2 protein-coding genes are annotated in these 844 nt (G+C 35.2%); both read right to left on the reverse strand.

Features of this window, described 5'->3' with window-relative positions; all coding sequences use genetic code 11:
- Positions 1–167 precede the first annotated feature (167 nt).
- On the reverse strand, positions 168–470 hold the full coding sequence (locus Xinn_RS21105) for a hypothetical protein (protein ID WP_086956874.1): 303 nt from the start codon (positions 468–470) through the stop codon (positions 168–170).
- A gap of 7 nt (positions 471–477) precedes the next feature.
- On the reverse strand, positions 478–741 hold the full coding sequence (locus Xinn_RS21110) for a DUF7587 domain-containing protein (protein ID WP_211286050.1): 264 nt from the start codon (positions 739–741) through the stop codon (positions 478–480).
- Positions 742–844 lie beyond the last annotated feature (103 nt).

The raw sequence follows: 844 nt of genomic DNA on the forward strand, positions 1-844 counted from the left end.
ACCTGCTCCAAAAGGCGTGGTCGGAAACGTATTTTTGGCTGGAAAAAGCACAAGAATATTTATGCCAGAACGCGTTCAAAACACCACAAAGAAAATCATATAAAAACAAAACATTGGATGCGTGTTTTGAACGGCTTAATTCTTAAGAGCCTATCTATGAGTCGATTCTAGCTTAAGCATTCGATCGATAAAGCATCCAACTCTATCCAAGCCTCTTCTAACTTCATTGCAATTTCTGGCTTATTTTCTTTTCCATCAAAACTGGCATAAGCATTATGTACAATCTGTGGGATAGAATATAAATATAGGGCTAATTCTTTATCTATAGTGTTTTCCTCACTCATAATTTCAGCTAGCTTAGCTAAGCTGGTTACTAGTTTTTGATACTCCTGTTCATTAAAAGATAGGCTCATTCTGATTTCATCAACAAAATTATTAGCAATAATTTCTTCTTTAATTTTATCTAACATAATTTTCCTATAAAAACCCTATAATTGCTTCAGGTGGTATTTTACCGAGAATTAATACTTCCTGATGAGCCGCCGAAACATTTCGAGTAAATGGTGTCTTCAAATGTTCTGCTGCCTTTTCTGCTGTAGATAAATCCAAAATATGTTCTTTCGGTATTTTGGTTAAGTCAATTTTAATGATTGGATTCGCTGCTTGTGTTCCACCATGAGTAGCAAAAAATTCCGCTGTTTTTGTGCTTCTAGTGGTACATTCTGCATTTGATAACCTCATCAAACGAGCTTGAAAACCATTAAGTTTTATGGTTAATTAGCACACCGTTTCAATGACCATCAGATACCCCTAATTTTTTATGTGGAAAGCGCCAGCAGTCAAT

Source organism: Xenorhabdus innexi (assembly GCF_002632485.1).
Classification (GTDB): Bacteria; Pseudomonadota; Gammaproteobacteria; order Enterobacterales; family Enterobacteriaceae; genus Xenorhabdus; species Xenorhabdus innexi.